Origin of the sequence: Psychrobacter sp. CAL346-MNA-CIBAN-0220 (assembly GCF_040309805.1) — a bacterium.
Taxonomy (GTDB): Bacteria; Pseudomonadota; Gammaproteobacteria; order Pseudomonadales; family Moraxellaceae; genus Psychrobacter.
The window spans coordinates 1-252 of record NZ_JBEOPF010000549.1 but is presented as its reverse complement, the minus strand read 5'-3'; the positions used below and the strand labels follow the sequence as shown (position 1 = coordinate 252).

The following is a 252-nucleotide window of genomic DNA, read 5'->3' as shown; positions in this document are numbered from 1 at the left end:
GTTAATGCCTGTAGGCGCTAAGTATAAGTTTGTTATCCCATCAGAATTAGCTTATGGCGAACGTGATACTGGCACTATTCCTGCTAACTCAACATTGGTTTTTGAAGTTGAATTAATGTCAGTAGAGAAAACACCTGCTGCAGTAGAAACTAAGTAATATCAATATTGTTTCAGTCGTTAAAAGACTGATAAATATAAATTAAAAAGGACGCTTCGGTGTCCTTTTTTGTTTACAGTTAAATTTGCTTAGAA

At 34.1% G+C, this 252-nt stretch carries 1 protein-coding gene; it reads left to right on the top strand.

Features of this window, described 5'->3' with window-relative positions:
• Positions 1 to 4: 4 nt before the first annotated feature.
• Positions 5 to 157 (top strand): FKBP-type peptidyl-prolyl cis-trans isomerase, encoded by a 153-nt coding sequence (locus AAEY88_RS14745; protein WP_407074472.1) that lies wholly within the window; start codon positions 5 to 7, stop codon positions 155 to 157.
• Positions 158 to 252 lie beyond the last annotated feature (95 nt).